This window comes from Salinarimonas chemoclinalis, from assembly GCF_041514305.1.
Lineage (GTDB): Bacteria > Pseudomonadota > Alphaproteobacteria > Rhizobiales > Beijerinckiaceae > Salinarimonas > Salinarimonas chemoclinalis.
Genome location: NZ_JBGMWH010000001.1, coordinates 699,908 through 724,739, shown reverse-complemented (window position 1 = coordinate 724,739; position 24,832 = coordinate 699,908). Strand labels below are relative to the sequence as shown.

General features: G+C 71.3%; 24 protein-coding genes and 2 tRNA genes. 15 read left to right on the top strand and 11 right to left on the bottom strand.

From position 1 onward, the window contains the following. The first annotated feature begins 172 nt into the window (after positions 1 to 172). Both AB9M23_RS03315 and AB9M23_RS03310 read left to right on the top strand, forming a co-directional pair. On the top strand, positions 173 to 613 hold the full coding sequence (locus AB9M23_RS03315; protein ID WP_372422438.1) for a hypothetical protein: 441 nt from the start codon (positions 173 to 175) through the stop codon (positions 611 to 613). Between the two features lies 1 nt (position 614). Then, positions 615 to 1,517: an EamA family transporter gene (locus AB9M23_RS03310; RefSeq protein ID WP_372422436.1), complete on the top strand. Its 903-nt coding sequence runs from the start codon at positions 615 to 617 to the stop codon at positions 1,515 to 1,517. Between the two features lie 40 nt (positions 1,518 to 1,557). On the opposite strand, the gene AB9M23_RS03305 is transcribed toward AB9M23_RS03310, so the two are convergent. From AB9M23_RS03305 to AB9M23_RS03295, 3 genes are all read right to left on the bottom strand, one after another. Continuing rightward, entirely contained in the window at positions 1,558 to 1,923 is a 366-nt protein-coding gene (locus AB9M23_RS03305; RefSeq protein ID WP_372422434.1) for an ArsR/SmtB family transcription factor, read from the bottom strand. Between the two features lie 435 nt (positions 1,924 to 2,358). Then, positions 2,359 to 2,432 (bottom strand) — tRNA-Gly (locus AB9M23_RS03300). A 30-nt stretch (positions 2,433 to 2,462) separates the two neighbouring features. Further along, positions 2,463 to 2,548 (bottom strand) — tRNA-Tyr (locus tag AB9M23_RS03295). 212 nt (positions 2,549 to 2,760) lie between these two features. Between AB9M23_RS03295 and AB9M23_RS03290 the strand changes: the two genes are divergently transcribed. Then, the gene (locus AB9M23_RS03290; protein ID WP_372422432.1) at positions 2,761 to 3,600 is read left to right on the top strand and encodes a TrmH family RNA methyltransferase; all 840 of its coding nucleotides are present in this window, start codon (positions 2,761 to 2,763) and stop codon (positions 3,598 to 3,600) included. Positions 3,601 to 3,612: 12 nt separating this feature from the next. On the opposite strand, the gene AB9M23_RS03285 is transcribed toward AB9M23_RS03290, so the two are convergent. From AB9M23_RS03285 to AB9M23_RS03275, 3 genes are all read right to left on the bottom strand, one after another. Continuing rightward, positions 3,613 to 3,927: a hypothetical protein gene (locus AB9M23_RS03285; RefSeq protein ID WP_372422431.1), complete on the bottom strand. Its 315-nt coding sequence runs from the start codon at positions 3,925 to 3,927 to the stop codon at positions 3,613 to 3,615. A gap of 96 nt (positions 3,928 to 4,023) precedes the next feature. Next, on the bottom strand, positions 4,024 to 4,551 hold the full coding sequence (rcdA, locus tag AB9M23_RS03280; RefSeq protein WP_372422429.1) for a protease adaptor protein RcdA: 528 nt from the start codon (positions 4,549 to 4,551) through the stop codon (positions 4,024 to 4,026). 408 nt (positions 4,552 to 4,959) lie between these two features. Further along, positions 4,960 to 5,166, bottom strand: a complete 207-nt coding sequence (locus AB9M23_RS03275; protein WP_372422427.1) for a DUF1192 domain-containing protein — start codon at positions 5,164 to 5,166, stop codon at positions 4,960 to 4,962. A 186-nt stretch (positions 5,167 to 5,352) separates the two neighbouring features. Here AB9M23_RS03275 and AB9M23_RS03270 point away from each other — a divergent pair, with 186 nt between their 5' ends. From AB9M23_RS03270 to AB9M23_RS03255, 4 genes are all read left to right on the top strand, one after another. Continuing rightward, a complete protein-coding gene (locus AB9M23_RS03270) occupies positions 5,353 to 6,330 on the top strand; it encodes an NAD(P)H-quinone oxidoreductase (RefSeq protein ID WP_372422625.1) in 978 nt (325 codons plus the stop codon). A gap of 63 nt (positions 6,331 to 6,393) precedes the next feature. Then, positions 6,394 to 6,684 carry a ribbon-helix-helix domain-containing protein gene (locus tag AB9M23_RS03265; RefSeq protein ID WP_372422425.1) on the top strand — a complete coding sequence of 97 codons (291 nt, stop codon included), beginning with the start codon at positions 6,394 to 6,396 and terminating at the stop codon, positions 6,682 to 6,684. Beyond that, the gene (locus AB9M23_RS03260; RefSeq protein ID WP_372422424.1) at positions 6,681 to 6,980 is read left to right on the top strand and encodes a type II toxin-antitoxin system RelE/ParE family toxin; all 300 of its coding nucleotides are present in this window, start codon (positions 6,681 to 6,683) and stop codon (positions 6,978 to 6,980) included. Before AB9M23_RS03265 ends, AB9M23_RS03260 begins: the two co-directional genes overlap by 4 nt. A gap of 226 nt (positions 6,981 to 7,206) precedes the next feature. Then, positions 7,207 to 7,920 (top strand): DUF1013 domain-containing protein, encoded by a 714-nt coding sequence (locus tag AB9M23_RS03255; protein WP_372422623.1) that lies wholly within the window; start codon positions 7,207 to 7,209, stop codon positions 7,918 to 7,920. A 40-nt stretch (positions 7,921 to 7,960) separates the two neighbouring features. On the opposite strand, the gene AB9M23_RS03250 is transcribed toward AB9M23_RS03255, so the two are convergent. Next, positions 7,961 to 8,890, bottom strand: a complete 930-nt coding sequence (locus AB9M23_RS03250) for a LysR substrate-binding domain-containing protein (RefSeq protein WP_372422422.1) — start codon at positions 8,888 to 8,890, stop codon at positions 7,961 to 7,963. Positions 8,891 to 9,049: 159 nt separating this feature from the next. On the opposite strand from AB9M23_RS03250, the gene AB9M23_RS03245 reads away from it, so the two are divergent. Further along, positions 9,050 to 9,247 carry a hypothetical protein gene (locus AB9M23_RS03245; protein ID WP_372422420.1) on the top strand — a complete coding sequence of 66 codons (198 nt, stop codon included), beginning with the start codon at positions 9,050 to 9,052 and terminating at the stop codon, positions 9,245 to 9,247. 12 nt (positions 9,248 to 9,259) lie between these two features. On the opposite strand, the gene AB9M23_RS03240 is transcribed toward AB9M23_RS03245, so the two are convergent. From AB9M23_RS03240 to AB9M23_RS03230, 3 genes are all read right to left on the bottom strand, one after another. Then, complete coding sequence (locus tag AB9M23_RS03240) at positions 9,260 to 10,945, bottom strand: lysine--tRNA ligase (RefSeq protein ID WP_372422419.1); 1,686 nt, start codon at positions 10,943 to 10,945, stop codon at positions 9,260 to 9,262. A 379-nt stretch (positions 10,946 to 11,324) separates the two neighbouring features. Beyond that, the gene (gene glpX / locus AB9M23_RS03235; protein WP_372422417.1) at positions 11,325 to 12,323 is read right to left on the bottom strand and encodes a class II fructose-bisphosphatase; all 999 of its coding nucleotides are present in this window, start codon (positions 12,321 to 12,323) and stop codon (positions 11,325 to 11,327) included. Positions 12,324 to 12,387: 64 nt separating this feature from the next. Further along, positions 12,388 to 13,707 carry a homoserine dehydrogenase gene (locus AB9M23_RS03230; protein WP_372422416.1) on the bottom strand — a complete coding sequence of 440 codons (1,320 nt, stop codon included), beginning with the start codon at positions 13,705 to 13,707 and terminating at the stop codon, positions 12,388 to 12,390. A 296-nt stretch (positions 13,708 to 14,003) separates the two neighbouring features. Between AB9M23_RS03230 and AB9M23_RS03225 the strand changes: the two genes are divergently transcribed. The 7 genes from AB9M23_RS03225 (at position 14,004) to mfd (ending at position 23,794) form a co-directional block, all read left to right on the top strand. Next, positions 14,004 to 15,281 (top strand): O-acetylhomoserine aminocarboxypropyltransferase, encoded by a 1,278-nt coding sequence (locus AB9M23_RS03225; protein WP_372422413.1) that lies wholly within the window; start codon positions 14,004 to 14,006, stop codon positions 15,279 to 15,281. 179 nt (positions 15,282 to 15,460) lie between these two features. Then, positions 15,461 to 16,318: a rhomboid family intramembrane serine protease gene (locus AB9M23_RS03220; RefSeq protein ID WP_372422411.1), complete on the top strand. Its 858-nt coding sequence runs from the start codon at positions 15,461 to 15,463 to the stop codon at positions 16,316 to 16,318. Positions 16,319 to 16,412: 94 nt separating this feature from the next. Continuing rightward, the gene (locus tag AB9M23_RS03215) at positions 16,413 to 17,681 is read left to right on the top strand and encodes a multidrug effflux MFS transporter (protein ID WP_372422409.1); all 1,269 of its coding nucleotides are present in this window, start codon (positions 16,413 to 16,415) and stop codon (positions 17,679 to 17,681) included. A gap of 44 nt (positions 17,682 to 17,725) precedes the next feature. Further along, the gene (locus tag AB9M23_RS03210) at positions 17,726 to 19,273 is read left to right on the top strand and encodes an alkaline phosphatase family protein (protein WP_372422408.1); all 1,548 of its coding nucleotides are present in this window, start codon (positions 17,726 to 17,728) and stop codon (positions 19,271 to 19,273) included. 96 nt (positions 19,274 to 19,369) lie between these two features. Further along, the gene (locus tag AB9M23_RS03205) at positions 19,370 to 19,606 is read left to right on the top strand and encodes an Lrp/AsnC ligand binding domain-containing protein (protein WP_372422406.1); all 237 of its coding nucleotides are present in this window, start codon (positions 19,370 to 19,372) and stop codon (positions 19,604 to 19,606) included. A gap of 251 nt (positions 19,607 to 19,857) precedes the next feature. Continuing rightward, the gene (locus AB9M23_RS03200; RefSeq protein ID WP_372422404.1) at positions 19,858 to 20,154 is read left to right on the top strand and encodes an FAD assembly factor SdhE; all 297 of its coding nucleotides are present in this window, start codon (positions 19,858 to 19,860) and stop codon (positions 20,152 to 20,154) included. A gap of 85 nt (positions 20,155 to 20,239) precedes the next feature. Next, entirely contained in the window at positions 20,240 to 23,794 is a 3,555-nt protein-coding gene (gene mfd, locus AB9M23_RS03195; protein WP_372422403.1) for a transcription-repair coupling factor, read from the top strand. A 57-nt stretch (positions 23,795 to 23,851) separates the two neighbouring features. Here the strand turns inward: mfd and AB9M23_RS03190 are convergent, their stop codons facing one another. Then, positions 23,852 to 24,688, bottom strand: a complete 837-nt coding sequence (locus AB9M23_RS03190; RefSeq protein WP_372422401.1) for an FkbM family methyltransferase — start codon at positions 24,686 to 24,688, stop codon at positions 23,852 to 23,854. Between the last annotated feature and the right edge of the window lie 144 nt (positions 24,689 to 24,832).

Below are 24,832 nucleotides of genomic sequence, written 5' to 3'. Positions count from 1 at the left end.
TAGCTTTTTTAGCATCGGAGGTGGGCATGCACGACGAACGATCGAACACTTCGTGCGCCTATATCGGCCTCGCGCACATGGGCCGGCCGGTCTTCGAGGCGACGCACCGCTACTTCCTGGGCCTTGGCGCCTCTTCGACGAGGTCTTCCTGCTGCCGGGCCGGGACGAGTCGGTGCTCCACGGGTCGCGTACCAGAGATCGGGAGATCAAGGTCGGCTGGCACAGCTTCCCTGTCCTGCCGCTCGAGCCGGGCCATGCGCAGGACGGCAGCCCTCGGGATTTCGTGGACGATATGCGAGAGGCGCTGAGCGCGACGACCTGTACGCGGCTGACCCACATCCGCAGCAAAGGCTGCTACTTCACCAACTCGACGGACGAGAACGACGTCCTCGACTGGACCGGGCCGAACGAGTTCGTCGCGGGCGGGCTCTCGGGCCACGGCTTCGGGTTCGCGCCGGCTCTGGGCGCGGGGCTCGTGGAAGCGGCGGCGAGCGGCCGCATCCCCGATCACCTCGCCTGTTTCGGTCTATCGCGCTTCGACGGCTCGGTGACCGGCGGCCGGACGCATCTCGACTCCCGCGAGATCGTGGCCGGTCGGAACCGGCGGGTCTGAGATGACGGAGCGCAATCTCCTCCCCTTCGGGATGGCCTTCCTCGCGAACTTCATCCTGTGCGCCTCGTCGATCTACTGGCACCTGTTCGTCGGCCTCTCTCCCGTCGCTCTCGTCATCTACCGGATCGCCTTCTCGCTGGTCCTGCTCGGCCTGCTCGTCGGCTGGCTCGCCTCGCGAGGGAGCGATGCGCTCCGGCGCATGACGGGACGCGTCGTGGCCCTCCACGTGGCCGCGGCGATCCTGGTGGCGATCAACTGGGGCGCCTTCATCTGGGCGTCGCTGCGAGGCTCCGTGCTCGAAAGCGGCCTCGGCTATCTCCTCGCCCCGGTCTTCGTGATGATCGTGGGACTGCTCTTCCTCTCCGAGTCGCGATCCTCGCCACGGCTCGCCTGCATCGCGGTCATCCTGCTCGCCCTCGTCACCCTCGTGACGGCGTCGGGGGACCTGGAGCACTGGGTCTACTGGACCATCGGGGCGACCTGGGGCGCCTACACGCTGCTGAAGAAGCGCACGCCCCTGTCGCCCATCGAGGGGCTCTTCGTCGAGACCACGACCTTGTCGATCCTGCTCGTGCTGGCGTCCGCATGGGTCGACTTCGGCCCTCACGCCCCGGCGGCGTCCCAGGTTCTCGCGTTCCCCTGGCTGGCGGCGGCAGGGCTCGTCTCCGTCGCGCCGCTGGTGATGTTCGCGTTCGCGGCGCGCACGCTCGGCGCCTTCGACATGGGCGCGCTGCAGTTCGTGCTCCCGACGACGCAGCTTCTCGTGTCCTACGCCTATTACGGCCAGGTCGCAGCGGTGGCGACCTATGTCTGCTTCGGCGTGATCTGGATGGCGCTCGTCGCGCTCACCCTCTTCGAGGGCCGCGTTTTCGCGAGGAGGAGCGCCTGTCGCCGCTCCTCCTAGCGGGTCGGACCGGCGCGCCGGGCGGGCGAGGGCGACGGGATCAGATCGTCGAGATCCACCGCCTGAAACGCGCGATCTCGGCTTCGTCCCGATAGTAGAAGGACCAGGAGTGATAGCGGTTGACCTTCACCAAACCGGCGCGCAGGAGCAACTGTAGGTGGCGGCTCGTCGTCGGTTGGCTGAACCCGAGCTTCTTCGCGACGAGCGACACGCAAACGCCCATCTCGTCGGGATCTCCGGTGACCTGATCGGAGAAGTGCACCGACGGCTCCCTCAACCAATCCATGATCTGAAGCCGCACGTCGCTCGAGAGCGACTTGAGCTGCTCGAGACGGTACTCGTCGATTTTCCCGGTCGCGATCTCGTCTGTCGTAATCTCGTCTGTCGTAATTTCGTCTGTCGTCATTTCCGCCCCCGAACACCCGCGGGACCGATTCCGGCTCCGGCCAGTCGCGCGACAATCGTCGCACGAAAACACGATCGAGGCGAAAGGACAATACGCATGAGCCATGAAGCCGCATAGCGCATTCGCTACATCACTCGGCATCCGGGTGCCTCGTGCGACGGCGGCAGAGGGCGGCAGAGGGCGGCAGAGGGCGGCAGAGGGCTGCACGCGATGATCTCGAGAAATGCGGCGGCCCCTCTGAACGTGGCCTCGCCGATGGTTCTCGCCGGTGGCGCGCGGCACGAAAAGCCGCGAGTTCGACGAAAGGCGAGTCGCGAACGCGCTTCGCCGGCGCGCTGTCCCGGTAGTCTCGCACGTCGTATCCCGGCCCGCGCAAACCGCGCAGAGCCCCCTCGCGGGAGCCCGGAACCGTTGTTGCGCGAGGCTTGGGAGTGCTGGAGCGGGTGAAGGGAATCGAACCCTCGTCATCAGCTTGGAAGGCTGTTGCTCTACCATTGAGCTACACCCGCCCGGCTGCTCGGATCATAGCGCCGTGGCGATGGTGGGGGAAGTAGGACTCGAACCTACGAAGGCGTAAGCCAGCGGATTTACAGTCCGCCCCCTTTGCCGCTCGGGACATTCCCCCGTCTCGCTCCGGCTGCCGATCTCTCGGCGCGCCGGGCCGCGCCCGACGCCTCGGCCGTGGCGTGGGGGCTCTTATGGTGACCCGGGCGAGGCGTGTCAACGGCGAAATCGCGCGCGCACGCCCCATTCGGCGACGCTCTGCGCGCCCCGCGGCCTTGACCCGGGCGCGCCCGGCGCGCATGCCCTGGCGACGACCCGACCGGAGCCGCCGCCGTGCCAGACGATCGCAAGCCGCCCCGTAAGCCCCCCGGCAAGCCGCCGCACGCGCGTGCCGCGAACGGCCGCATCGGCGCCGGCGCACGGGCGCGCTCCCGCGGCCCCCGCGCGCGTCCGGCGCGTCCCGAGCTCGACGACGCCGTCGTGCTCTACGGCTGGCATCCCGTCGCCGAGGCGCTGCGCAACGGCAAGCGGACGATCCACCGCCTGCTCGCCACGGAGAACGCCGCGCGGCGGCTCGCCGAGGAGCTGCCGGGCGTCGCCGCGAGCCCTCGGATCGTGCGCCCCTCCGAGATCGACGCGCTCGTCGCCCCCGACGCCGTGCATCAGGGGCTCTACGCCGAGGCCGAGCCGCTCGAGGGCTACGACCTCGACACGCTCCCCGACGACGCGCTGGTGCTCGCCCTCGACCAGATCACGGACCCGCACAACGTCGGCGCCATCGTGCGCACGGCCGCCGCCTTCGGCGTCACGGCGATCCTGACGACGGCGCGGCATTCGCCGGCGGCGACGGGCGTCCTGGCGAAATCGGCATCGGGCGGGCTCGAGCACGTGCCCTTCGTCGTCGTGAAGAACCTCGGCGACGCGCTCGACCGGCTCGGCGCGCGCGGCTTCCTGCGCATCGGCCTCGACTCGGAGGGCGATGCGACCTTCGAGAGCCTGCCCGCGCGCCGGCCGGCCCTGCTCGTGCTGGGCGCGGAGGGCAGGGGCCTGAGGGCGCGCACGCGCTCGCTGTGCGACGTGGTCGCGCGGCTCGACATGGCCGGCGCGATCAAGAGCCTCAACGTCTCGAACGCCGCCGCGATCGCGCTCTACGCGCTGACGCGGCGGCTGTGAGGCGGATGCGCGTCAGGAGGGGTCGACGAGGACGGTCCCGGCCGCCTCGATCACGTAGATCGCCGGCGGCTCGACCGGCGCCGGGCGGATGCCGGTCACCGTCGGCACGCCGCGGGTGACGACGATCTCGCGCGGCGCGGGGGTGCGCGGCGCGAGCACGACGCGGCCCTCCTCGGTGCGCAGGACCGGCGCGTCGACGGTCGACGCGATGGTCCGGTCGCGCTCGGCCGAATTCCACATGCACTGCGCGGCGGCGGGGCCGCCGGCGAGGAGGCCGAGCGCGAGCGCGCCGGCGGCAGAAGCCTTGACGGTGATGGATGCACGCATGACGACCGCTCCCTCTTCGTTTTGGTGAAGGAGAGGTTAACCCGAACTTCGTCGCGCGTCCTCCGCTGCCTTTCGCCGCAGCCCGGCCGTCGCGCCTCAGCCGCCGCCGAAGGCCGAGCGGATCAGCCATTGCTGCATGGCGACGGGGCTGTCGGCAGCCGGCTTCGGCGCGGCGATCGCCTCGGACATGACGCCGTCGAGATGGACGATGCGGGCATGCAGGCGCACGCTCGTGCCGATCAGCTCCTTGAGCCGCTCCGGCAACGCGGCGGCGTCGAAGACCGGGCTCGCGCTCTCCTGGCGGGTGAGGCGCACGCGGGTCTTCTCCTTGAGCGCTTCCTCCGCCGTGATCTCGCCCTCGGCGACGGCGCGCTGGACGAGGAGCCACGAGGCGATCTGCATCAGGCGGGTGGTCAGCCGCATGCTCTCACTGGCGTAGGTGAGCGCCGCCTGGCGCGGCAGGGTGCGCGATTCCTCGCGCCCCTGCCCGTCGAGATAGGCGGCCGTCTCCTCCACGAGCGCCATCCCGTCCCGGAACAGCGCGCGGAACGCGTCGGAGTGCACGAAGGTCCGCCCGAAATCGACGGGATCGCGGGTGTCCCGGAATGTGAAGTCCGCGTTCATGTGCCGCCTCCTGACGAAAATTTGTCTCGAATTGTGCCGGCGCGATACGGCGCGCGGCTTTCCCGAGTCGTCGGAGCAAGGCTAGCGCCGAACGCGCCCGCGCGCCCCGTTAGGATGTGGTTAACGTTAACGGGGGCAGAACGGCACCGCGACGGCATGTCCACAGCCCGCGGGGCGGCGGCGGAGCGGCGCGCACAAAAAAGAGCCGCCGTGAGGCGGCTCTGAAGTCGTCAACAGGGAGGCGTCAAACAGAGTGGACAGGAGCCACTCGCATCCAGAAGGACTGGATGCCCATATTCATGAAGCAGGAAGCTTAACGACCGGTTAACGCGCGGCGAGAAACGCGAGCGACCTGACCGATTTCGGCACATGCGCCGATGCACGCGGGCGCTGCGCGCCCGGCCCGGCTCAGGTCGCCGGCTTGAAGAACGCGTCCGCGGCCGTGCGCGACACCTGCTTCTTCGCCTTCGCCTCGCGCAGGCGTCCGATCTCGGTCTCCATCGCGGCGATACGCTCGTCGAGCTCCTCGATCGAGAGGTGCGCGAGGTCCTGCCCGATCAGGTGCGTGTCGGGGCGGGGCCGGGGCAGCTCCTCGCCGAAGGGATCGATGGACATGTCCGTCTCCTCCGCGCCGAACGTCGAGGCTTCATGATAACGCGGCGCATCCCAGATGGCCAATCCCGCGGCGGCGATCGCACGGCTTGCCAATCCGCGCGGGCGCGTGTCACCTCGCCCCGACGAGGCGGACGACGAGGGAGCCGAGCCGTGGCCGAGACGAAGAGCGACACCATCCCGCGAACCATGCGCGCCGTGATCGCGCAGGGCGGCGGCGGGCCGGAGGTGCTGACCTTCGTGGATCGCCCCGTGCCGGAGCCGGGTCCCGGGGAGATCCTGGTGCGGGTCGCTGCGGCGGGCATCAATCGGCCGGACGTGATCCAGCGCGAGGGGAACTACCCCCCTCCCCCGGGCGCGCCGGACGTGCTCGGGCTCGAGATCGCCGGCACCGTCGTCGCCCGCGGCGCGGGCGCGCAGCGCTGGCGCGAGGGCGATGCGGTGATGGCGCTGGTGCCGGGCGGCGGCTATGCGGAATACTGCCTCGCCCACGAGGACAACACGCTCGCGGTGCCGACAGGCCTCTCCATGGTGGAGGCCGGCGCGATCCCCGAGACGTATTTCACGGTCTGGACGAACGTCTTCGACCGCGGTCGCCTCGCCGCGGGCGAGACGCTCCTCGTCCACGGCGGCTCGTCGGGCATCGGCACGACCGCGATCCAGCTCGCCAAGGCCTTCGGCGCGCGGGTGATCGTCACCGCCGGCTCGGACGAGAAATGCGCGCGCTGCCTCGACCTCGGCGCCGACCGCGCGGTGAACTACCGCGAGGAGGACTTCGTCGCCGCTGTGAAGGCCTTCACCGACGGGCGCGGCGCCGACCTCATCCTCGACATGGTGGGGGGCGACTACATCCCGCGCAACTACGAGGCGGCCGCAGTGGACGGCCGGATCGTGCAGATCGCCTTCCTGAAGAGCCCCAAGGTCGAGGTCGACTTCCGCCGCCTGATGATGAAGCGCCTCACCCACACCGGCTCGACCCTGCGCCCGCGCACGGTCGCCCAGAAGGCCGAGATCGCCGCCGCGCTCGCCCGCGAGGTCGTGCCGCTCATCGCCCAGGGCCGCTGCCGGCCGGTGATCGATTCGACGTTCGCGCTGGCGGAGGTGCGCGCGGCGCACGCGCGGATGGATTCGAGCGCGCATGTGGGGAAGATCGTGCTGACCATATAGCAGAAACTGCATATGCGTCGCGTGCACCATGTGTTACCGTCAGCGCTGCAAGGAGGGATGAGCATGAGTGCGACCGAGCGTGTGATCGTAGACCTGCCGGCAGAACTCGTCCGCGAATTGCGCGAGAGGGTCGCTGCCGGCGAGATCAGCTCCGAGAGCGAAGCACTTCGTCAAGGTCTCGAGTCCGTCTTGGTCCCCGACATTTGGGACGAGGATTGGATCGAACGCGAAGCGGGCGCAGTGTATGATCGCGTTCTCGCTGGTGAGGAGGAACTCTTTCCAGCGGATCAGGTCTTCGCGGAGCTACGGGCAAGGATCGCTGCCAGGGCCGATCGCAACAGCGGCGGCCGATGACGCGCAGGCTCATCCTTGCCGCGACTGCCCGTCGCGACCTCGATTCTTTGCTGCGTGGGCTCGAGCAGCGGGCGGGGTACGAGGTCGCGAGCGGTTACGTATCGCGCGTCGAGCGTTTCCTGCAGGGTCTCGTCGACTTTCCCGAGCGGGGCACACGCCGCTCCAAGCATCGGCCGAAAATGCGCGTCATCGGGTTCGAGCGTCGTGTAAGCGTTGTGTTCACGGTGGATGGCGGTGACGTCGTCGTGCTGCGCGTCTTGTACGGCGGAAGGAATCTGCCGCCCGACCTGTCGTGACCGCCGCCGAGATCCGCGCCCGCGTCCGCACCCGCCATCCTCGTTGCGCCCCGCGCGCGAAGCGCCTATATTCTCCCCGTCCCCTCACAATCGGGTACGTCGTCGCTCCGGCCGCAGGCCGGGTCGGAGCACGGAGAAGGTTTGCCGCGCGCCGGCGCATCGCGGGAGATCCGCGGTCCCGCGCTCGTTTCCAGGAGGAAGTCCCGTGTCCGCTGCCGTTCCCTTGATGCCGAAGGCGACTGCCGTCTGGCTCGTCGAGAACACGTCGCTGACGTTCGATCAGATCGCCGACTTCTGCAAGCTCCACCCGCTCGAGGTGAAGGGCATCGCCGACGGCGAGGTGGCGGCGGGCATCAAGGGCGCCAACCCGATCACGAGCGGCCAGCTGACGCACGAGGAGATCGAGAAGGCGCAGAAGCACCCGGAATACCGGCTCAAGATCGCGCCGCCGAAGGTGCGCCTGCCCGAGATCAAGGCCAAGCGCGGCCCGCGCTACACGCCGGTCTCGCGTCGCCAGGACCGGCCCAATGCCATCCTCTGGCTCCTGCGCAACCATCCGGAGCTGAAGGACGCGCAGATCATGCGCCTCGTCGGGACCACCAAGACGACGATCCAGCAGATCCGCGAGCGCACCCACTGGAACTCCGCCTCGCTCTCGCCGCTCGACCCGGTCACGCTGGGCCTGTGCTCGCAGATCGACCTCGATCTCGAGGTCCAGCGCGCCGCCAAGGATCGCCCGCCCGCGCCCGTCGGCGAGGGCGGCCAGACGCTGCTGCCGGCGGACGTCTCCACCGATCCGGGCTACCAGCCCCCGGAGGAGGAGGAGTACGGCGGCTACGGCGCCCAGCGCCGCCGCGAGGTGGAGGAGCGCGCGGAGGCCGACACGGTCTTCGCCAAGCTCAAGAACCTGAAGGGGCCGGAGGACGAGGAGGAGGAGTGATCCGCGGCGCGTGGTATCGGGCCTGCGTCCGGGCGCAGGCCTACGACTGCCCCCCGCCCGTGTTCCGCTCCCCGCTGGTCTTCGCCGCCTGCGCATGCGCCTCCCGCCGCAGCCAGTCCGCGAAGGCGGCGGCGCTCGGGCGCAGGCGGCCCGGGCGGCGCACCAGCCAGTAGCCGGCCTCGCGCGTCACCGAGACGTCGTCGAACAGCACGACGAGCCGCCCCGCGGCGAGATCCGCCTCCACCAGCATGCGCGCCGTGAGGCCGATGCCCTGCCCGTCGCGCAGGGCGGCGATGGCCATGTGGCCGGGCAGGTGGTGGATGTCGCGCTTCTGGCCGATGGCGATGCCCTGCGCCGCGAGCCAGGCCTGCCATTCGCCGAGCCCCAGCTCCTGGATCCAAGGGTAGCGCAGCAGATCCCGCGGCTCGCGGACCGCGCCGGCCTCGATGAGCGCGGGCGCGGCGACGACGACCTTGGCCGACTCCAGCAGCGGCTCGGACTCGACGCCCTCCCAGCCGCCGTCGCCGTAGCGCACCGCGAGGTCGAAATCCGAGCGGGCGAGGTCGATGGTCTTCGCGCTCGGGTTGATCATCAGCTCGATCTCGGGGTGCTCGTAGCGAAACGCGCCGAGGCGGGGCGCGAGGAAGCCCGCCGCGAAGCCGGTCGTCGTCGTCACCTGCACCGGCCGCTCCGCCGCGCCGGCGACGAGCGCGCCGACGCCCTCGCGCATCAGGTCGAGCGCCTCGCGCAGCGTGCCCGCGAGGCGCGCGCCGTCGGGCGTGAGCGCGAGCCCCCTGCCCTCGCGCCGCATCAGCGCCACGCCGAGACGCTCCTCCAGCCCACGCACCTGCTGGGCGATCGCGGAATGGGTCACGTTGAGCTCGCGGCCTGCGGCCGAAAAGCCGCGGTGGCGGGCCGCCGCCTCGAAAGCGCGCAGCATCGACAGGGGCGGCAGGTCGGACCAGTTCATCTGAAAGCCCTGCTTACGGCGTGCGAGAAACGCTGACTCGCAACCGGCCCAGCATAGCGGCATCGATCGGGCTCGGCATCACCGGAAGCCGGAGCCTGGACCATGATCGCGAAAACGGATGCAGCTTACAGAACGGCGGGCACCGGGGACGGCGGCCCCGTGCGTGCGCGCATTCGCGCGCTGAGCCCGGTGCGCCTGCTCGCGCGGCTCGCCGCGCTGATGGGAGCCGCGCGGCGGCGGGCACGAGACCGCGCGACCCTCGCGGAGATGCCCCAGCGCCTCGCCCGCGACGTCGGGCTCACCGACGCGAGCCGCGCACCGATGCCGCCGCCAGCGCGAATGCCGGATTTCTGGTGACGCGCGCGGCGATCAGCCTCGCCGGCCGTCGAGGAACGCCGCGTGTTCGCGCTCCAGCGCACCCGAGAGCGCCTTCTCGATCAGCGCCCGCGTCTCGGCCACCCCGTAGAGCGCCACGAACGACCCGAAGCGCGGCCCGCGCTCCTCGCCCAGCAGCACCTGGTAGAGGGTGGCGAACCAGGTCTGCGAGACGCCCGGGCGCCCGTCCGGGCTCTTCGACTTGCCGGACGTGTCGGGGAAATGCGTGCGGCCGACCTCGTAGACCACGTCCTGGAGCGCGGCGGCGTCCGTCGAGCCCGCCATCGGCGCGAGCGCCCGGTCGAGGTCCTCGAGCGCGGCGCGCTCCTCGGGCGTCGGGGCGCGGTAGGTCTTGGCCGGGCGCACGAAGTCGCGGTAGTAGCGCACCGCGAGGCCGACGAGCGCGTCGAGCCGCGGGTGCGTCCGCGGCGAGGCGGTCGGCGCGTAGCGGCGGATGAAGGCCCAGAGCAGCCCCGGCTCCTCCGCGTTCGCCACCGCGACGAGGTTGAGCAGCATGCCGAAGGTGATCTGCGCCGCCGCCGCGTTGCCGCCCTCGCTCTGCACCGTCTCGGGCTCCGGCGGCGCGCCGCCGTGGATGTGCCAGACGGGGTTGCCGAGCCGGTTCTTGTCGTCCTGGCGCTGGTAGCGCTCGAGAAATCCGAGATACTCGTCGACGTGCTTGGGGATGACGTCGAAGAACAGCCGCTTCGCCTCGCGCGGGCGGTTGTACATGTAGAGCGACAGGCTCTCGGGCGTGCCGTAGGTCAGCCACTCGTCGATGGTCAGCCCGTTGCCCTTGGACTTGGAGATCTTCTGGCCGTTCTGGTCGAGGAAGAGCTCGTAGTTGAAGCCCTCCGGCGGGTCGGCGCCGAGCGCGCGGGCGATCGCGCCCGAGACCTTGACGGAATCGATCAGGTCCTTGCCGGCCATCTCGTAGTCGACGCCGAGCGCCACCCAGCGCATCGCCCAGTCGGGCTTCCACTGCAGCTTGGCGTGGCCGCCCGTCACCGGCGTCTCGAAGCGCTCGCCCGTGTCGGGATCGCTCCAGACGATGGTGCCGGCGGCGAGGTCGCGCTCCTGCGTCGGCACCTGCATCACCACGCCGGTCTTCGGGTGGATCGGCAGGAAGGGCGAGTAGGTCGCCCGCCGCTCCTCGCCCAGCGTCGGCAGCATGATGGCGAGCACCGCCTCGTAGCGCTCCAGCACGAGCCGCAGCGTGTCGTCGAAGCGCCCCGAGCGGTAGCACTCCGTCGAGGACAGGAAAGTGTAGTCGAAGCCGAACGCGTCGAGGAAGGCGCGCAGGCGCGCGTTGTTGTGGTGGCCGAAGCTCTCGTGGGTTCCGAACGGGTCGGGCACCTTCGTCAGCGGCAGGCCGAGCGCGCCGCGCAGGAGCTCGGGGTTGGGCAGGTTGTCCGGCACCTTGCGCAGGCCGTCCATGTCGTCCGAGAAGGCGACGAGGCGCGTCGGGATCGCGTCGTTCGTGAGCGCGCGGAAGGCGTTGCGCACCATGGTCGTGCGCGCCACCTCGCCGAACGTGCCGATGTGCGGCAGGCCCGACGGGCCGTAGCCCGTCTCGAAGACGACCTCTTTCTTGCCCGTACGCTCCAGGCGCGCGACGAGCTTGCGCGCCTCCTCGAAGGGCCAGGCGTTGGCGGAGCGCAGCGCGTCCGGGTCGATCATCGTGGGCGGCTTCCAAGCTGTGGGAACGGGCGCCGAGGCTTAAGCCCCGGCGGTGCGGGGCGTCAACAGGCTGCGGCGCCCCCGTGTGCCGATGCACCCGTCCTCCTTCCCCTAGGGCAAGGTGTCTCCGCGCAGCCGAGACGGATGGGGCGCGCGGGACGCGCGTTCGGCGAAGCCGAAATGCGACGGTGGCCGCTGACACGTCGGCTTCCGCTTCGCGGAACGCGCCGCTCGCGCGCCGCGCCCCATCCGTCACCGGCTCCGCCGGTGACACCTTCCCCTACGGGGAAGGACGAGGATGCCGCAGCCCTCGAGCAGTCACTGCAACGCCACTCCTGCGAGATCCGATCGGCGGAGGAGGCGTCACGGTCGCACACCCTCAATCCAGATGGAACTTGGCCCATTCCCGGTGCTCGGCGGAGATCTTGCGCACGGTCCCGGTGGCGGAGCGGTACACCACCGTCTCGGTCTCGATCACGTCCGGGCCGAACTTCACGCCCATGGTCAGCGCCGAGTCGGTCACGCCGGTGGCGGCGACGATGACGTCGCCGGAGGCGAGCTCGGTCACGTCGTACTTCTTGTTGGGATCCTTCACGCCCATACCGAGGGCGCGCTCGCGCTTCTCCTCGGTGTCGAGGATGAGGCGCCCCTGCATCTGGCCGCCGATGCAGCGCAGCGCGCCGGCCGCGATCACGCCCTCGGGCGCCGCGCCGATGCCGAGATAGAGGTCGATGCCGGTCTTCGCCGGGTCGGTCGTGTAGATCACGCCGGCGATGTCGCCGTCGGAAATCAGCCGCACGGCGGCCCCGGTGGCGCGCACCTCGGCGATCAGGTCGTGGTGGCGCGGCCGGTCGAGGATCAGCGTGGTGATCTCGGAAGGCGCGACGCCCTTGGCCTTGGCGAGCGCGTGGATGTTGTCGGTCGCCGACGCGTCGAGGTCGACGACGCCCGTGGGATAGCCCGGCCCCACCGCGATCTTCTGCATGTAGACGTCGGGCGCGGCGAGCAGCGTGCCACCCTCCGCCATCGCCATCACGGCGATCGAGCCCGGCATGTCCTTGGCGCACAGCGTCGTACCCTCGAGCGGGTCGACCGCGATGTCGACCTTCGGGCCCTTGCCGTTGCCCACGCGCTCTCCGATGAACAGCATCGGCGCCTTGTCGCGCTCGCCCTCGCCGATGACGACGGTGCCGTCGATGCCGAGACGGTTGAGCTCGCGGCGCATGGCGTCCACCGCCGCCTGGTCCGCGGCCTTCTCGTCGCCGCGCCCGCGCAGGCGCGCCGCGGAGACGGCGGCACGCTCGGTGACGCGCACGAGCTCCAGCGTCAGGATGCGCTCGATGAACACGTTCGGGACGATGTGTGACGGCGGCTTCATGTACCGGACCTCCTTTACGGCCACGTGGCGCGCGTCGGGCGCCCGGCCATGACGACAACGGCGCTCACTCGCGCTCGATCCGGATCACCTGCGGCGGCTCGGCCACGTGGCCGTCCGCGTCGATGCGCGCGAGCGCCTCGCGGATCGCGGCCTCGGTGGTGGCGTAGGTGATGAGCACCACCGGCACCGGCGCGCCCGAGCGCCCCGTCGGGTCGACGTCGGCGGTACGGGCGCGGTGCTGGATGATGCTCTCGAGCGAGATGTCGGCCTGGGCCATGCGCGTCGCGATCCCCGCCGCCGATCCCGGCCGGTCGAAGACCGACAGGCGGATGTAGTAGCCGCCCTCGTGGCGCTGCATCGGCGCGCGCTCCGGCGCGGCGAGGCGGTCCGCCGGGATGCCGAAGGCCGGGCGCACGACGTCGGCGGCGACGTCGCAGATGTCCGCGATCACTGCGGACGCCGTGGCGTCGCCACCGGCGCCGGGGCCGATGAGGCTGAGCTCGCCCACCGCGTCGGCGTCGATGGTGACGGCGTTCGTGACGCCCATCACCTGCGCCAGCGAGGAGGTGCGCGGCACCATGGTGGGATGGACGCGCTGCTCGATCCCGGTCGGCGTGCGCTCGGCGACGCCGAGCAGCTTGATGCGGTAGCCGAGCTCGGCCGCCATGCGCAGGTCGAGCGGCGTGATCTTGGAGATGCCCTCGACGTAGATCGCGTCCGGGTCGAGCGCGACGCCGAAGGCGAGCGCCGTGAGGATCGCCAGCTTGTGGGCCGTGTCGAAACCCTCGACGTCGAAGGTCGGGTCGGCCTCCGCGTAGCCGAGGCGCTGGGCGTCGGCGAGACACGCGGCGAAGGAGAGCCCCTCGGCCTCCATGCGCGAGAGGATGTAGTTGCAGGTTCCGTTGAGGATGCCCGACACGCGCGAGACGCGATTGCCGGCGAGCGCCTCGCGCAGGGCCTTGACCACCGGCACGCCGCCGGCGGCCGAGGCCTCGAAGGCGAGCGCGACGCCGCGCTCCTCGGCGAGGCGCGCGAGCGCCATCCCGTGCTTGGCGAGCAGCGCCTTGTTGGCGGTGACGACGTGCTTGCCGGCCCCGAGCGCCGCCTCGACGAGGGCGCGCGCCGGTCCCTCGTCGCCGCCGATCAGCTCGACGACGCAGTCGACGTTCGGGTCGCGCGCCAGCGCCAGCGGATCCGCGTGCCAGGTGGCGCGGGAGAGATCGACGCCGCGGTCGCGCGACCGGTCCCGGGCGCAGACCGCGCCGAGAATCATCGGCCGCCCCGCCCGCAAGGCGAGGCCCTCGGCGTTGCGCGCCATGAGCCGCGCGACGCTCGCGCCCACGGTGCCCAGCCCCGCGATACCGACCCGCAACGGTTCCCTCATCGACCCGATCCCTCCTCGGCGCCGGCCCGCGGGCCGGCCGGTGAGCGGCGCGACGGTATTGCACCCTTTCCCGGCCGCATTCAAGGAAGGTCGCGCCGGGACGGCCACGGTCGTCCGAGACGCTCGCGTTCGGCAAACCGAATATGTCCTCGCGCGCGGTCCCGACTCCACGGAGCCTCGGGTGCACAACGCCTCGCCGCACGATTTGCGACAGCGGACGGGCCGTTGACGGCCCGGTCGCGTTCTCTTAAAAGAACGATCGTTCTTTCGTCAAGACGCCTACAGAGGACGCGCCCATGACCGAACGCACCCCAGGGTTCAGCACGCTCGCCATCCACGCCGGCGCGACGCCGGACCCGACGACCGGGGCGCGTGCGACGCCGATCTACCAGACGACGTCGTTCGTCTTCGACGACGTCGACCACGCCGCCTCGCTCTTCGGCCTGCAGGCCTTCGGCAACATCTACTCGCGCATCGGCAACCCGACCTGCGCCGTGCTCGAGGAGCGCGTCGCCGCGCTCGAGGGCGGCACCGCGGCTCTCGCCGTGGCCTCGGGCCATGCGGCCGAGTTCCTGACCATGCACGCGCTGATGCAGCCGGGCGACGAGTTCGTGGCGGCCAAGAAGCTCTACGGCGGCTCGATCAACCAGTTCAACCATTCCTACAAGAACTTCGGCTGGACGGTGCGCTGGGCCGACACGGAGGATCTCTCCACCTTCGAGGCGGCGATCAACGAGCGCACCAAGGCGATCTTCATCGAATCGATCGCCAATCCCGGCGGCGTGATCGTCGACATCGCCGGCATCTCGGCCATCGCCAAGCGCCACAGGCTGCCGCTCATCGTCGACAACACCATGGCCTCGCCGTACCTGTGCCGGCCGATCGAGCACGGGGCGGACATCGTCATCCACTCCGCGACGAAGTTCCTGGGCGGTCACGGCACCTCCATCGCCGGCGTGCTCGTCGACGGCGGCACGTTCGACTGGGCGGGCGACGAGCGCTACCCGATGCTCTCCAAGCCGCGCCCGGAATACGGCGGCATGGTGCTCGGCGAGACCTTCGGCAACTTCGCCTTCGCGATCGCGACGCGCGTGCTCGGCCTGCGCGACCTCGGCCCGGCGCTCTCCCCCTTCAACGCATTCATGATCCTGCAGGGCATCGAGACGCTGCCGCTGCGCATGCAGCGCCATTGCGACAACGCGCTCGTCGTGGCGCGCTTCCTCTCCGAGCACCCGGCCGTGGAGTGGGTGTCCTACCCGGGACTGCCGGGCAACCCCTACAACGCGCTCGCCGAGCGCTATTGCCCCAAGGGCGCGGGCGCGGTCTTCACCTTCGGCCTGAAGGGCGGCTTCGACGCGGGCGTGGCGCTGGTCTCGAAGCTCGAGCTGTTCTCGCACCTCGCCAACATCGGCGACACCCGCTCGCTGATCATCCACCCGGCCTCGACGACCCACCGCCAGCTCACCGACGCCGAGCGCATCGCCGCCGGCGCCGGCCCGGACGTGGTGCGCCTGTCGATCGGGATCGAGGATCCGGAGGACCTGATCGCCGACCTCGCGCAGGCGCTGGGCTGACGAGACGGGCGTGGCGGGGCGGAGACGCTCCCGCCCCCTCGGGGCGGGGACGATCCGCGAAGCGGATCAGGGGCGGGGTCCCGCGGCGACGCGTCCGCCGATCGCCGCCCCCCTTCCCTTCCGCCGCGTCGTCCGCCAAGCTCCGCAGCGTCACGCCCGCCCTCCGGAGCTCCTCCCCCATGCTCGCCATCGGCGACGACAATCCGCTGCGGCACATCCGCGGCGCCCATGTGAACCATGCGCTGATCGCGATCTGCGTCGTCGCCTTCTTCCTCGTCCCGGAGACCGCGATCGAGTACGCGCTGCTGCCGGCGCAGCTCGTCGGCGATGCCGGCGGCGTCGGGGTGGCGGCGCCGGGTGCGACGGGCGTGCCGGGGTGGGCGACGCTCGTCACCTACACGTTCCTGCACGCGGGGTTCCTGCACCTCGCGGGCAACATGATCACGCTGTGGGTGTTCGGCGACAACGTCGAGGACGCGCTCGGCCACTGGCGCTACGCGCTCTTCTTCCTCCTCGCCGGTGCGGCGGGCGGGCTCGCGGAGGCGGCCCTGACCGGCAACCCGGACCTGCCCGTGGTCGGCGCCAGCGGCGCGGTGTCGGGGGTGATGGGGGCCTACCTCCTCCTGCACCCGAGCGCGAAGATCTTCGTGCTCGTCGGCTACCGCGTCCCCGTGGCGCTGCCGGCGGGGATCTTCGTGGGCTTCCTCATCGCGCTCAACCTCGCCATGGCGCTGTCGGGCGATACCGCCTCGATGGTCGCGTGGTGGGCGCACGTCGGCGGCTTCGCGGCGGGCATGATCCTCGTCGTGCCGCTGCGCCACCGCGACGTCGCGCTGTTCCAGCCCGCCCACGACGTCCCCGAGCGCACCGGGCGCTTCGCCTTCGCGCGGCGCTTCGTCATCGACCTGACGCCGAAGGCGCCCAGGGGTCTGCCGACGGGGCTGCGCCGCTCGCTGGGCGAGCGGGTCGTCGCGGTGGTGAAGGCGCTCGTGTTCTTCATCGTGATCATGCTCGTCGTCGAGCTCTTCGTCCCCTGATCCTCGTGGCTTTGCGCGGGATGGCTGCCATGCGTGCCCGCCGGTTGCCCCGGCGTGGGATCGGGCGCACAACGCGGACCCCGAGGATCTCCCGATGAACGACCCGCGCCCCCTCGACGCGCGCGCCGCCGCCCCCGCGCCGCCCGTCGACGAGTCCCACCGCCACGCGCCGATGACGTTCCGCGAGTTCGTCGCGATGGTGGCCGCGCTGATGGCGCTCAACGCGCTCGCGATCGACATCATGTTGCCGGCGATCCAGGACATCGGCGCGGCGCTCGCCGTCGCCGACCCGAACGAGCGCCAGGCGATCCTGCCGGCCTACCTCGCCGGCTTCGGGGTGGGGCAGCTGCTGGTGGGCTCGGTGTCCGATCGCTTCGGCCGCCGGCCGGTGCTGCTCGCGGGGCTCGTGTTCTACGTCGCGGCGGCGATCCTGTGCGCCTTCGCGCCGACCTTCGCGGCGCTGATCGTGGGACGCGTCGTCCAGGGCCTCGCCTCGGCGGCACCGCGGGTCGTCACCGCCTCGATCGTGCGCGACTGCTACGGCGGGCGGCGGATGGCGAGCGTGCTCTCGCTCGCCATGACGATCTTCATGGCGGTTCCCGTGGTGGCGCCCTCCATCGGCCAGGCGATCCTGCTCGTCGCGCCCTGGCGGGCGATCTTCGTGCTGCTCGCCGTCTACGGCGTCGCGATGATGCTGTGGACGGGCCTGCGCCTGCCCGAGACGCTCGCGCCGGAGCGGCGCCGCGGCATCGGCCCGCGCGCGCTGGCGGCCGCGTTCCGCGAGGTCTTCACCACGCGCCAGACGCTGGGCTACGCCATCGCGGCGGGGACGATGTTCGGGGCGATGTTCAGCTTCATCGTCAGCGCCGAGCAGATCCTCGCCGACCTCTACGGGCTCGGGCCGCTCTTCCCCGTCGCCTTCGCGGTGATGGCGGGCGGCATGGCGGTCTCCTCGCTCGTCAACGCGCGGCTCGTGGGCCGCATGGGCGCGCGGCGGCTCTCGCACGCCGGCGTGACGCTGTTCGCGCTGATCGCGGCGACCGCGCTCGCGCTCGCGCTCGCGGACCTGCTGACCCTCTGGCCGCTCCTCGTGCTGCTCGCGGGCGCGATGCTGCTGGTGGGGCTGATCTTCGCCAACTTCAACGCGCTCGCCATGGAGCCGATGGGGCACATGGCGGGGACGGCCTCCTCGGTGTTCGGCTCGGTGACGACGCTGCTCGCGGCGATCATCGGCGGCGCGGTGGGCCGCGCCTTCGACGGGACCGTCGTGCCGCTGTTCGCCGCGTGGCTCTTGCTGGGTCTCGTCGCGATCGTCACCATCGCCGTGACGGAGAAGGGGCGGCTCTACGGCCGAGGGACCTGAGCCCGCGTCATCGGTCCGTCACGGTCGCGCCTCAGGAACCCCGCATGACGCTCGCCCCCTCCTCCTCCGCCGCGCCCGATCTCGACGTCCTCCTGATCACCGCAGACCAGCTGCGCGGCGACTGCCTCGGCCATGCCGGCCATCCGCACGTGCGCACGCCGCACCTCGACGCGCTCGCGGCGGAGGGGACGGCGTTCCTCGCACATTGGGGGCAGGCCGCGCCCTGCGGGCCGGCGCGCGCGGCGCTCTACACGGGCCTCTACCAGATGCGCAACCGCGTCGTGGCCAACGGCGCGCCGCTCGCGGCGCATCACGACACGATCGCCAGGCTGGCGCTGCGCCATGGCTACCGCCCCACCCTGTTCGGCTACACCGACCAGGCGGAGGACCCGGCGGGCCTCGCCCCCGCCGACCCGCGGCTGCACAGCTACGAGGGCGTCCTCCCCGGCTTCTTCCCGCGCCTCGCGATGCCGGAGGACGCCGGCGCCTGGCGCGCGGCGCTCATCGCCAAGGGCTACGCCCAGGCGGCCGACATCCGCACGGTCCACCTGCCCCGCGACGGGCGCACCGACCCGCCGACCGGCGCGCCGACGGTCTATGCGGCCGATGAGGCCGAGACCGCCTTCGTCGCGGACGCCTACCTGCGCTGGCTCGACGAGATCCCACGCGAGGCGCCGTACTTCGCCCACGTGAGCTTCCTGCGTCCGCATCCGCCGCTGATCGCGCCCGAGCCCTATGCCTCGATGCACGATCCGGCGGAAGGCGGGCCCTTCGTCGGGCGCGAGAGCGCGCAGGCGGAGGCGGCGCTGCACCCCTTCCTCGCGTGGCACCTGCCGCGCATCGGCAAGGGCAGCCTCGTCGCCGGCGCGCGCGGTCCGATCTCGGACTGGGGCGAGCGCGAGCGCCGCGTGCTGCGCGCGACCTACTGGGGCCTCGTCGCGGAGGTCGACGCCGCGATCGGGCGGATCGTCGCCGACCTGAAGCGGCGCGGGCGCTACGAGCGCACGCTGATCGTCTTCACCGCCGACCACGGCGAGATGCTGGGCGACCACCACGCCTTCGGCAAGTTCGGCTTCTTCGATGCGGCCTTCCACGTGCCGCTCGTCGTGCGCGACCCGCGCCGGCCCGCCGGGCACGGCCGCCGCGTCGAGGCCTTCACCGAAGCCGTCGACGTGATGCCGACGATCGCCGAGGCCCTGGGCGAAGCGCTGCCCGGCGCCGACGGGCGGGCGCTCACCCCCTTCCTCGCGGGCGAGACGCCCGAGGGATGGCGCGACGCCGTGCATTGGGAATACGACTTCCGCACGCTCGAGGAGCCCGAGCCTCCGATGGGCCTCGACCGCGACGCCTGCTCGCTCGCCGTGCGCCGGGAGCGGGACTGGAAGTACGTCCACTTCGCCGGCCTGCCGCCGCTCCTGTTCGACCTCGCGGGGGACCCGCACGAGACCATCGACCGCGCCGACGACCCCGCCTGCGCCGGAATCCGCCTGCGCATGGCCGAGGCGCTCCTCTCCTGGCGCGCCCGCCACCTGGAGCGGCGCTACACGGGCATGCTGCTGACGGAGCGAGGGCCGCTCGGCGCGCCGCGCTGAGGCGTCGCGGGCGGGCGGGGGATCGTCCGGCCTTGCGCGGGCGCGCGCTCCGCCGTACCAAGGGCGTGTCGTCCGACAGCCCCGGGAGCCCGCGCCGTGCAGACCTTCTTCGTCGAGATCAAGTGCAAGCTCGGCAAGACCTACGACGTCGCCCGCGAGCTGGCCGACCGCGAGATCGCGTCCGAGATCTACTCCACCGCCGGCGACTACGACATCATCGCCAAATTCCACATCGACCGCGACCTCGACATCGGCCACTTCGTGGCGCAGAAGGTGCAGACGATCCCCGAGATCGACGATACGAAGACGGTGATCACGTTCAAGGCGTTCTGAGGGGGCTGTCATCCCGGATTGCGATAGCCAAGTCCGGGATCCGGAACCACAGGTGCTCGTCGCGCGGCGTGGAACGCCGCGGCGTGAGACGGCTCGATCGGCGTTTCGAGGACGCGCGCGCTCCCGCGCACGCTGAACGAACCTCCGTGGTTCTTTCACCCGATCGCCCTGCCCCACCCCCACCGCGCTTCCAATCCCCGCCCCACCGGCTATATACCGCCCCGGACCACCCGAACCTCCGGAGCGCCCCCATGACCGGCACCATGCGCACGAGCGCCGACCTCGATCCGCGGAGGCGCAAGATCCTGTTCCGCTCCTGGCATCGCGGCATCCGCGAGATGGACCTGATCATGGGCCGCTTCGCCGACGCCGAGATCGGGGGCTTCACCGAGGCCGAGCTCGACACGTTCGAGGCGCTGATCGAGGTGCCCGACCGCGACCTGTTCCGCTGGATCACCGGCGAGGACGAGACGCCGGCGAACTACGACACGCCGCTGTTCCGGCGGCTGAAGGACTTCCACACCCACGGCGCGCCGATCCACGCCTGATCCCGGCCCTCTCCTCCCCCGGGCGCCCGCCGGAACCCGCGGCGGGCGCGCGGGCGTTCTCGCACCGCTACGACACCCGAGACCCATGGCAAAAGCGCCCGCGCCCCGCGCGTCCCTGTCCCTCCTGCCCAAGCGCGCGGTCGAACTCGTCGCCGCGGGGGAGAGCCTCACGCTCGCGAGCGCGCCCGACGGATTCGACGCCATGGCGCTCGGCGCGTTGGCGCTGGGGCTCAAGGAGAAGGCGGAGCGCTCGGCCATCCTCGTCCACGTGGCGCGGGACGGGCAGCGGGCGCAGGCGCTGGAGCGGGCGCTGGCCTTCGTGGCGCCGCGCCTCGAGGTGCTCTCCTTCCCCGCCTGGGATTGCCAGCCCTACGACCGCGTCTCGCCCGCCGGCGCCGTCTCCGCCCAGCGCATGACGACGCTGGCGCGGCTCGCGCGCACGAAGTCGAGCCCCGAGCGGCCGCGCATCCTCTCGACGACGGTGAACGCGCTCCTCCAGCGCACCGTGCCCAAGGCGCGCATCCTGGCGGACACGTTCTCGGCCCAGCCCGGCAACGTCATCGCCATGGACTCCATCGTGCAATGGCTCGAGGTCAACGGCTTCCTGCGCACCGGCACGGTGCAGGAGACCGGCGAGTACGCCGTGCGCGGGGGCATCATCGACCTGTGGGCGCCGGGCCTCGCGGCACCGGTGCGGCTCGACTTCTTCGGGGACTCACTCGAGTCGATCCGCGCCTTCGACCCGGAGACGCAGCGCACCACGACGACGATGCGCGGCCTCGACTTCGTGCCGATGTCCGAGGTGCAGCTCACCTCGGCCTCCATCAAGCGCTTCCGCCAGGGCTACGCGGCGGCGTTCGGCGCGCCCGGGCGCGACGACCTGCTCTACGAGGCGATCTCGGAAGGGCGGCGCTATGCCGGGCTCGAGCACTGGATGCCGCTGTTCTACGAGCGGCTCGACACGCTGTTCGCCTATGTCGAGGGCGCGCCGATCGTGCTCGACCACCAGGCCGAGGACGCCGCCGCCGAGCGGCTCGCCACGATCCGCGATTATCACGACGCGCGCCGGCAGCAGGCGCACGAGCGCCAGCCCGGCGTCGCGCCCTACAACCCGCTCGCCGCGGACGCGCTCTACCTCTCGCCCGCCGAATGGGCCGCGCGGCTCGAGGGCGGGTCGACCGTGCGTGTCACGCCCTTCGCGCTGCCGCCGACCGACACCCGGCTCGTCGTCGATTGCGGCGCCCGGCGCGGGCGCGCCTTCACCGCCGAGCGGGAGGCGGAGGGCACGAACGTGTTCGAGGCCGCCGCCGCGCACGTGCGCGCGCTCCAGCAGGCCGGCAAGATCGTCGTGCTCGCCGCCTGGTCGGAGGGCTCGCGCGAGCGCCTCGGCCATGTCGTGGCCGACCACGGCATCGGCCGCACGAAGCCGGTGCGGCGCCTCGCCGAGACGATGGAGCTCGCCCGCGACGAGGTGGCGCTCGCCGTCCTCGGCATCGAGGCGGGCTTCGAGACGGACGGGCTCGCCGTCATCGGCGAGCAGGACATCCTGGGCGACCGCCTGGTGCGCCCGCGCCGGCGGTCCAAGCGCCCGCAGGACGTGCTCTCGGAGGTCTCCGCGCTCACCATGGGCGATGTCGTGGTCCATGCCGACCACGGCATCGGCCGCTTCGTGGGGCTGAAGACCATCGAGGCCGCGGGCGCGCCGCACGACTGCCTGGAGCTGCACTATGCCGGCGGCGACCGGCTGTTCCTGCCCGTGGAGAACATCGAGCTCCTGACCCGCTACGGGTCGGAGGACACCGAGGTCCAGCTCGACAAGCTCGGCGGCGGCGCCTGGCAGGCCCGCAAGGCCAAGATGAAGAAGCGCATCCGCGAGATGGCGGGGCAGCTCATCCAGATCGCGGCCGCCCGCATCCTCAAGGAGGCCCCGAAGCTCGCCCCCGCGGAGGGGCTCTACGACGAGTTCGCCGCACGCTTCCCCTTCGAGGAGACCGAGGACCAGCTCGCCGCCATCGACGCGGTGCTGACCGACATGGCCTCGGGCCGCCCGATGGACCGGCTCGTGTGCGGCGACGTCGGCTTCGGCAAGACGGAGGTGGCGCTGCGCGCCGCCTTCGCCTGCGCCATGGCGGGCAAACAGGTGGCCGTCGTGGCACCCACCACGCTGCTCGCGCGCCAGCACTTCAAGACCTTCTCCGAGCGCTTCAAGGGCCTGCCCGTCCAGGTCGGCCACGCCTCGCGCTTCGTCGGCACGGCGGAGACGAAGCGGGTGAAGGAGGGCCTCGCCGACGGCACGATGGACATCGTGGTCGGCACCCACGCGCTGCTCGGGAAGACGGTGAGCTTCCGCGATCTCGGCCTCGTCGTCGTGGACGAGGAGCAGCATTTCGGCGTCGTCCACAAGGAGCGCCTGAAGGAGCTGCGCGCCGAGGTGCACATGCTGACCTTGTCGGCGACGCCGATCCCGCGCACGCTCCAGCTGGCTCTGACGGGCGTGCGCGAGCTCTCGATCATCGCGACGCCCCCCGTGGATCGCCTCGCCGTGCGCACCTTCGTGACGCCCTTCGACCCGCTGCTGGTGCGCGAGGCTCTGCTGCGCGAGCGCTACCGCGGCGGGCAGTCCTTCTACGTCGTGCCGCGCATCGAGGACATCGCCGAGGTGAAGGAGTTCCTCGACCGCGAGATGCCGGAGGCGAAGGTCGCGGTCGCCCACGGCCAGATGGCGGCGACCCAGCTCGAGGACGTGATGACGGCGTTCTACGAGGGCAAGTTCGACATCCTGCTCTCGACCACGATCGTCGAATCGGGCCTCGACATCCCCACCGCCAACACGCTGATCGTCCACCGCGCCGACATGTTCGGGCTCGCCCAGCTCTACCAGCTGCGCGGGCGCGTCGGGCGCGCCAAGACCCGCGCCTACGCGCTCTTCACCGTGCCGGCGAACCGCACGCTCACGGTGCAGGCCGAGCGTCGGCTCAAGGTGCTGCAATCGCTGGAGACGCTGGGCGCGGGCTTCCAGCTCGCCTCGCACGACCTCGACATCCGCGGCGCGGGCAACCTCCTGGGCGACGAGCAGTCCGGCCACATCAAGGAAGTGGGCTACGAGCTCTACCAGCAGATGCTGGAGGACGCCGTCGCCCAGCTCAAGGAGGGCGCGGACGAGCCGGTCGAGGACCAGTGGTCGCCCAACATCGCGCTGGGCGCGCCGGTGATGATCCCGGAGAGCTACATCGCCGACCTGCAGGTGCGCCTCAACCTCTACCGCCGGCTCGCCTCCCTCGACGTCCTGGAGGACATCGAGGCCTTCGGCGCCGAGCTCGTCGACCGCTTCGGCGCGCGCCCGCCGGAGGTGGACCAATTGCTCGAGGTGATGGCGATCAAGCTGCTCTGCCGGCGCGCCAACATCGAGAAGATCGATGCGGGAGCGAAGGGCATCGTCGTCGCCTTCCGCGACAACTCCTTCGCGAACCCGCAGGGGCTCGTGGCCTATGTCGCCGAGCAGGGCCCGGCGGCGAAGGTGCGCCCGGACATGAAGATCGTCTTCTCCCGCGACGTCGAGGAGGTCGACCGACGGCTGAAGGTGACGAAGTCGATCCTGCGCAACCTGGTGAAGATCGCGGAGGGGAAGGCGGCTGCGTGATCCTCCCGCGGTGCTCCGTCGCGCGGCCCCGGGCCGGACGGGCGCGGCGGCCCGCTCCTACGGGGAGCCGACGCGTTCGAAGACGAAGTTCAGCTTCGTCTTCGCCACGATGCGGTAGCCCGCGTCCTGGACGATGCGGGCGAGGTCGACCTGCCAGCGGCCGGAGCCGTCCTCGACGATCATCAGGCTCGGCCAGAGGTCGCGGGGCGCCTCGCGCAGGAAGGGCTCGAGGATCACGTCCTCGGCGCCCTCGACGTCGAGCTTGATCGCGTCGACGCGCTCGAAGCCCTCGCGCCGCACGAGGTCGAGCAGTGTCGTCGCCGGCACGCGGATGGCGCTCGCGCCGCCGGAGCCGACGATCTTCATCGAGGTCTCGCCGGAGTTCGACGGCTCGAGGAAGAGCGTGAGTTCGCCCGCCTTGTCCGCCACGGCGCAGTCGATCGCCTTGACCGTGGCGAAGGGATTGAGGCGCACGTTGTAGACGAGCCGGTCGAACACGTCGGGCTGCGGCTCGACGCACAGGATGCGCGCGTCCCGCCCGGCGCGGGCGGCGACGAAGAGCGCGTAGGCGCCGATGTTCGCGCCGATGTCGATGAACGTGAACCCCGGCCCGATGCGCGCGGCCAGGATCTCCCGCTCCAGCCCGTCGAAATACTGCGGCGTGAACAGGATTCGCTTCTCGCAGACATTGTTGTAGGGCCAGAGCCGGAACTTCGCCCCCAGCGTCTCGATGTCGACGGGACGTCCCGCCAGCCGCTTGACGGCGAGACGCCGCAGGAGGAAGGAGACGCGCTTCGACAGCCAGCCGTCGCCGGCCGCGCGGGTCCGCTCGATGAGCCAGCGCACCAGGCCGTCGGGGGAATGGGCGCCGTAGGGCGCGGGCTCGTTCGTCACGGATCTCGACCTCGTCTGCCGCCGGGCGGATGGCGCGAGCGGGGGCGGCGCACCGGAGGCGCGCCTTCCTGCCATCCCCGGCGCGACGGGGCAAGCGTGACGGCACGCCGCCCTTTGCGCGGGGCGGCCGCGGGGCTTATGGTC